The sequence below is a fragment of the Devosia sp. genome, assembly GCF_028290435.1.
Taxonomy (GTDB): Bacteria; Pseudomonadota; Alphaproteobacteria; order Rhizobiales; family Devosiaceae; genus Devosia.
Window position 1 is genome coordinate 85,814 of record NZ_JAQGJV010000088.1, and the last position, 6,660, is coordinate 92,473.

Consider the following 6,660-nt stretch of genomic DNA (forward strand, 5'->3'; position numbering starts at 1 on the left):
TTTGGCATGATCCCAAAACCTTGTGCCGCGAAAGGGGCGGCAGCAAACGGCTGAACCATGCAGGAATAACATCGCGCCACCCTCGCAGGAATACGGGACTGGCACAGTTGGCGGTGCCTTACATGAGAACAGGGTTTTCCACAAGCGCAGCACGCGCAGAGGTGGGTTGCGGACTTCTCCCCTCCCCGTTGAGGGGAGGGGTCGGGGGGGGAAGTTCCGCAAATCGGATTGGCTTGGCGTGGCGCCACTCGCGTTGAAGCCTCCCCCACCCTGGCCCTCCCCTCAAGGAGGAGTGGACGATAGAACCGAGAGAGCCCAGCCATAAAACAAAAGCGCCGCGCCCCGGCGGGGGCGCGGCTGGCCGTTCGGCCTGCGGAATTAAGCCAGGAACGGCGTGGCGGCGGCAAGCACGGCAGACTTGCTCAGCGGCTTGTCGAAGGCGCCATCCCAGCCGAGCTTCAGCCCGATGCGACGCACTTCGGAAGCATGGCGAGCTTCCACGGAGTGGATTTGCAGCGCCGTGGTGAGCACGGGCGTGCCGGCAAGATTGCCGGCTTGGCCCTTATAGGCGGCGACGCCGAGATCCTCGAAAGTCTGGCTCAGGGTGAGGAAGGTGTCGAAGTTGGAGAACACGTCGGCATATTTGCCGCCAGCGGTGAAATCGACGGCCGGTGCCTTGACGGCAGCTGCGCCGAGCGCGCCCTGCAGCAGCTTGACGTGGGCGGTCTCATGCTGGCCGATGGTGCGGAACACCGTCTTGTACTTGCCGGGGATCAGGCCCGAGGCCTTGTTGCCGGCGTCGTAGAAGGCGGCTTCCAGATATTCGAGGGTCAGGGCGAAATTGAGCACGTCCTCGACCTTCTTGGGCAAAGCCTGCCCGAAAGCCTCGTTGGACGCGAGCGCGATCACCAGCGGAGCGCTGGCAAGGAAGCCGGCGCGGCGGGCATACTTGGCGAACACATCACGACGGCTGGAGAGAATGGTATCGGCGAGTTCGGGTTCGATCTCGCTCAGGATTGAATTCTGTTCGGTCATTTTGCTGATCCTTAAGCGAGGGAAGCGGCGGTGACGGGGGTCTTGATGAACGGGGCCGCCTTGGGCAGCACCTGGCTCGGCAGCAGCGCGCCATCGAGGCCCTTGGCATCGACATGGCCGCGGCCCACGGACTGGGCGCTGTAGGGGCGCAGCAGATCGGAAATGGCGGCGGCATGGCGCGCTTCGATCGACACGATCGAGCCGGCGGCGGCGAGATAGTCGACGTTCTTGATCAACTGGCCGGCGCCGTTATAGGCGGCAACGCCGAGATTCTCGAACACTTCAGCCGTGCCCAGCACGCTGGCGCGGCTGCCGAAATCGACGGCAGAGAAATCGACTTCCAGCCCGCCGATGGCATGACGGCCAAGCGCCTTCTTGAGGAAATCGCGATGGGCGATTTCATGATCGCGGATCGAGCTCAGAATGACGTGGTCATTGGGCTGCATACTGGAGAACGGGGTCTCGAGCACCTGAATGTAGAAGGCGGCTTCGAGCTGCTCCAGCGCATAGGCATAGTTCAGCACACCCACATCGCCGTCGCCGAGTTCGGCGCCCAGCGCGGTGGAAATGCCGAAGTTCGGCAGCAGCGAGCCCGCAACCATGATACCGGCACCAACGCCGGACCACTTGAGAATATGGCGCCGTGACGCCTTGGTCTGCATATCCATGTGAAATCTCCATATTGCAGGAATGCACCTGCGCTTGGCTTACTGACGCCTGTGTTCAGTTACGGCCCGCAACGAGAGAAGTTTCACAATGTATCCATCAGTAGTGTTGGGTATGTTTTGCCGATAAGCCCCTAATCGACGGAACGAACGACGAAATGTTGCGTTCGTAACCCCGCGTTCGTGCGGGGTCGTGAACACTTTGGAACCCTGACGGTTCCATCACTATAGATTGAGCGTGGCGGAAGGCCTTACGAGGCTTTTTTGCGCTGGGTCTGGCGCGTGGCCACTTCACTATGCAGCAGATTAGCAAGGGCCGCAGGTGGCAGCGGTGGCGAGAACAGGAAGCCCTGAACCTCATCACACCCCTGGCTGCGCACCATTTCGAGCTGGTCTTCGGTCTCGACACCCTCGGCAGTGGTCGACATGCCCAGGCTCTGGCCCAGCCCGATCACCGCCTTGATGATGGCGAGGCTATCGCCGCGGCTGGTGAGATCGCGCATGAACGAGCGGTCGATCTTGATCTTGTCGAAGGGGAAGCTGCGCAGATAACTCAGCGACGAATAGCCGGTGCCGAAATCGTCCATGCAGATGCGCACACCCATGGCGCGCAGGTCGTGCAGGGCTTTCAGCACGCTCTCGCTTTCGGCGAGCAGCAGGGATTCGGTGATTTCCAGTTCCAGCCTTGTGGCCGGCAGCTTGGCATCAGCCAGCGCCGACTTCACCAGCCCGACGAGATCACGGTTCTTGAACTGCACCGGCGACAGGTTGACGGCGACGCGGATTTCGCCCGGCCAGCTGGCGGCGGTGAGGCACGCCTGACGCAAAACCCATTCGCCGATCGGCACGATCAGCCCGGTTTCCTCGGCAATCGGAATGAACTCGACCGGCGAGATGGCGCGCTCCTCATGGTCCCAGCGCAGCAGCGCCTCGACGCAGGTAACGCGATTTTCGCTGAGGCCCAGCAAAGGCTGGAACACCAGCCGCAATTCCTGACGCTGGAGCGCCATGCGGAGGCCAGCCTCGATGGAGCGACGCTGTTGCAGCACAGCATCCATGCCGCTTTCGAAGAAATGATAGGTCGAGCGGCCTTCGCTCTTGGCCTTGTAGAGCGCCAGATCGGCGTTTTTGACCAGGGTATCGGTCTTTTCGCCATCGCCGGGGCCGACCGCAATGCCCACGCTGGCGCCGATTTCGATCTGCTGACCGCCGATCATGAACGGCGCGGCGATGGACTTGATGATGCGGTCGGCCACGCGGGCCGCGTCCGCAACGTCCTCGACCGGGCGCATCAGCAGCGCGAATTCGTCTCCGCCCAGCCGTGCCAGAATGTCGGTTTCGCGCGTCGTGCCCCAGAGCCGCGCCGAGGCCTGCTTGATGACCTCGTCACCCACCGCATGGCCCAGCGTATCGTTGACGGCCTTGAAGTGATCCAGATCAATATAAAGCACCGCCGCCATTTCGCCGCGCGCCAGCCCGGCCTCGGCCTTGGCCATCTGCTCGAGGAACTCGATGCGGTTGGGCAGGTCGGTCAGCGCGTCATGGCGCGCCAGGTGGCGAATGCGCGCCTCGTTCTGGCGCTGCTCGGTAATATCCTCGTGCGTCGACACCCAGCCGCCATCCTTCATCGGATGGTGCTGCATCATGATGGTGCGGCCATTCAGTTCGTGAATGTTCTTGCCGTATTCGCGGCGCGCGATGACGTCGCGCCGCCACAGCACATATTCCTCGCGGGTGCCGCCGGCGCTCATGCCCACATCGAACAGATGGCCCAGAATGTCTTCAAGCTGGACGCCCGGCTTGATTAGCCGCTCGGGCAGATTGTAGATTTTGACATAGGGCTGGTTGCAGATGACGAGCCGCCCGCGCGGGTCGAACATGCAAAGACCCTGGGAGATATTGTTGACCGCGGCGTCCAGCCGGATGTTCTGGCGTTCCAGCTCCAGCTTGCGCTTCTGCACCAGTTCGGTGCGGGCCATTTCGTCGGTCACATCTTCATGGGTGACCACCCAGCCCATGGCTGGCGAATAAACATGGGCCGTCTCGATGACGCGGGCGCCATGCACCACTTCCTGCGTCTTGGCCCGGGCGCCATGACGATTGTTCAGCAGCGCGTCCGTATAGGCCTCGTAGAATTCCTGGGGGGTCTGGTCGGGATGATTGCCGAGCGTGGAGGATAGATTGACCACGTCCTCAAGCGTCATGCCGCGCTGCAGTGCAGTGCTGGAAAAGCCGTAGATATCGCGGTAATTCTTGTTCCACATCACCAGGCGAAACTGTGGCGACCAGACGCAAAAGCCATAGGGAATGCTCTCGAGCGCTGCATCGAGTAGCAAGGCCTCAGCCATTTCGCTCAGATTGCCAGCGTCTTCTGCCCGCACCCGATCAATCTCCCGCCCTAATGCATTCTGCACGACGCTGTGATGACAAGCTAGAGGGCGGCGCTTAATGCGGGCTTAAAACGATTGCGAGGGGGCCGGACGGTAAGGACTTTACCATCCGGCATGACTTGGCTAGCGGCCGGCCTTCTTGTTGCGGGCGGCATAAGTCTTGAGGCGCAGGCCGTTGAGCTTGATGAAGCCCTCGGCATCCTTGTGGTCATAGGCCACGGCGCCTTCTTCAAAGGTCACGAGATCCATCGAATAGAGCGAGAACGGCGAGGTGCGGGCGATGACGCTGGCTTGGCCCTTGTAGAGCTTGACGGTGACTTCGCCGGTGACGAACTCCTGGCTCTTGTCGATCAGCGCCTGCAGCATTTCGCGCTCGGGCGCGAACCAGAAGCCGTTGTAGATCAGCTCGGCATATTTGGGCATCAGCTCATCCTTGAGATGAGCCTCACCACGATCGAGCGTGATCGATTCAATGCCGCGATGGGCCACCAGCATGATGGTGCCGCCGGGGGTTTCGTAGAGCCCGCGGCTCTTCATGCCGACGAAGCGGTTTTCCACCAGATCGAGGCGGCCGACACCATGCTTGCCACCCAGCTCGTTGAGCTTGGTGAGCAGGTTCGCTGGGCTCAGCTTGACGCCATTGACCGAAACCGGATCGCCCTTTTCAAAGCCCACGGTGATGATTTCGGGCTCGTTGGGCGCGTCTTCCGGATTGACGGTGCGCTGCGCCACATAGTCGGGCGCCGGCACGGCCGGGTCTTCCAGCACCATGCCCTCGGAGGAGGTATGCAGCAGGTTGGCGTCCACCGAGAACGGGGCCTCGCCGCGCTTGTCCTTGGCAATCGGGATCTGGTTGCGTTCCGCATAGGCCAGCAGTTGGGTGCGGCTGCGCAGGTCCCATTCGCGCCACGGCGCGATCACCTTGATCGAGGGATCGAGCGCATTGGCGGTGAGTTCGAACCGTACCTGGTCGTTGCCCTTGCCGGTGGCGCCATGGGAAATCGCATCGGCGCCGCTTTCCTGGGCGATCTCGACCAGCCGCTTGGCGATCAGCGGTCGCGCGATCGAGGTGCCGAGCAGGTAGACACCCTCATAAACCGCATTGGCGCGGAACATCGGGAACACGAAATCGCGCACAAATTCCTCGCGCAGGTCCTCGATGTGGATTTCCTTGATCCCCATCATTTCGGCCTTCTTGCGCGCCGGCTCGAGTTCCTCGCCCTGCCCCAGATCGGCGGTGAAGGTGATGACCTCGCAATTGTAGGTCTCCTGCAGCCATTTGAGGATGATCGAGGTATCGAGCCCGCCCGAATAGGCCAGCACGACTTTCTTGATGTCTTTCGCCATAGTCCGTCCCCTGTATGATTGCGTGGAACTATAAAGCAGATCGAGCGCAACAATCTTGCGAAAACGTCACGCATGGCCGATGGTGTAGCAGAAAACGCCGACCTCTCGACGCCTGGAAGCACAATATGCCAACAACGCTCGACGCCATCGATAAGCGCATCCTGCGAGCACTGCAGCGCGATGGCCGCATGTCCAATGTCGAACTGGCCAACGAGGTGGGTCTATCGCCCTCGCCATGCCTGCGGCGCGTGCGACTGATGGAGGAATCCGGCATCATCGACCGCTATGTCGCGGTGCTGGACGGCGCCAAGGTGGGCCTGACGCTGACGGTGTTCGCCCGCGTCTGGTTCAAGACCCAGGACGCCGAGATTACCCACCAGTTCGCCGAGACGGTGCGCAAATTTCCCGAAGTGGTCGAATGCTACCTGACAACCGGGGAATGCGACGCCATTATGCGTATCGTCACCGCCGACCTGCACGCCTATTGGCGCTTCCAGTCCGACTACCTGATGCGCATCCCCAGCGTGCAAAGCGTCAAGACCGACGTGCCGATGGAGACAATCAAGCGCAGCTACGAGCTGCCGTTGTAAAGTCACGTGCAGCTGCGCGCTTTATGGAAACACTCGCCTAGCGCCAGCGTCCGCGTTAATGCTGGCTGATCCTATTGAACCTGAGCCGACATGTCCGCACTCCTCCGCACACTATCAATTCTAGCGCTTGCCTTCCTGGCAGCGCCGACCTTTGCACAGGCGCCGGTCGCGGTGAACTACGAGTGCCAGGACCCGACCGGCTTTGAAGTGCTGGCCTGGATCACGCTGACCGGCACGCATTACAGCCTGACCTCCCAGATGCAGGTCAGCGGCGAGGGCGACCTGTCCCTGCAAGATGGCGGCACGGGGCTCGTTGTCCTGTCTGGCCCCCTCGCCAAGGATTTCGGCCTGCTCGGCGCCAAGCCGGCCTCCGGGCCAAAACTGACTTTCGTCGACGAACGCGGCCCCGTCATGATCTGCCGCCAGCAACAAGGCTGAACCATGCCCGCTTTCGTGCCCGATCTGTCCGTCATTCTAACCTTCGCCCTCGCCGCCTTCGTGCTGGCCATCACACCGGGACCGGACATGGCGCTACAGATGTCGCGCGCCATCAACTATGGCCGCGCCCATGGCTTTGCCACCGCAGCGGGCGCCATGATGGGTATCGTCGTGCACACCACGCTGGTGGCGTTG

Annotated in this window: 7 protein-coding genes; 3 read left to right on the plus strand and 4 right to left on the minus strand. The window is 61.8% G+C overall.

What is annotated here, in order from left to right:
• Nucleotides 1–378: 378 nt before the first annotated feature.
• From JWP26_RS19945 to JWP26_RS19960, 4 genes are all read right to left on the minus strand, one after another.
• A complete protein-coding gene (locus JWP26_RS19945) occupies nucleotides 379–1,035 on the minus strand; it encodes a ferritin-like domain-containing protein (RefSeq protein WP_299731981.1) in 657 nt (218 codons plus the stop codon).
• 11 nt (nucleotides 1,036–1,046) lie between these two features.
• Nucleotides 1,047–1,703, minus strand: coding sequence for a ferritin-like domain-containing protein (locus tag JWP26_RS19950; protein WP_299731984.1), 657 nt, complete (start codon nucleotides 1,701–1,703; stop codon nucleotides 1,047–1,049).
• 248 nt (nucleotides 1,704–1,951) lie between these two features.
• Nucleotides 1,952–4,081 carry an EAL domain-containing protein gene (locus JWP26_RS19955; protein WP_299731986.1) on the minus strand — a complete coding sequence of 710 codons (2,130 nt, stop codon included), beginning with the start codon at nucleotides 4,079–4,081 and terminating at the stop codon, nucleotides 1,952–1,954.
• A 132-nt stretch (nucleotides 4,082–4,213) separates the two neighbouring features.
• A complete protein-coding gene (locus JWP26_RS19960; protein WP_299731988.1) occupies nucleotides 4,214–5,437 on the minus strand; it encodes an argininosuccinate synthase in 1,224 nt (407 codons plus the stop codon).
• Nucleotides 5,438–5,562: 125 nt separating this feature from the next.
• Between JWP26_RS19960 and JWP26_RS19965 the strand changes: the two genes are divergently transcribed.
• From JWP26_RS19965 to JWP26_RS19975, 3 genes are all read left to right on the plus strand, one after another.
• The gene (locus tag JWP26_RS19965; RefSeq protein ID WP_299731990.1) at nucleotides 5,563–6,027 is read left to right on the plus strand and encodes an Lrp/AsnC family transcriptional regulator; all 465 of its coding nucleotides are present in this window, start codon (nucleotides 5,563–5,565) and stop codon (nucleotides 6,025–6,027) included.
• 90 nt (nucleotides 6,028–6,117) lie between these two features.
• Nucleotides 6,118–6,465: a hypothetical protein gene (locus JWP26_RS19970; protein WP_299731992.1), complete on the plus strand. Its 348-nt coding sequence runs from the start codon at nucleotides 6,118–6,120 to the stop codon at nucleotides 6,463–6,465.
• Between the two features lie 3 nt (nucleotides 6,466–6,468).
• Nucleotides 6,469–6,660, plus strand: a 192-nt coding sequence (locus JWP26_RS19975; RefSeq protein WP_299731994.1) for a LysE family transporter, incomplete at its 3' end; no start/stop codon positions are given.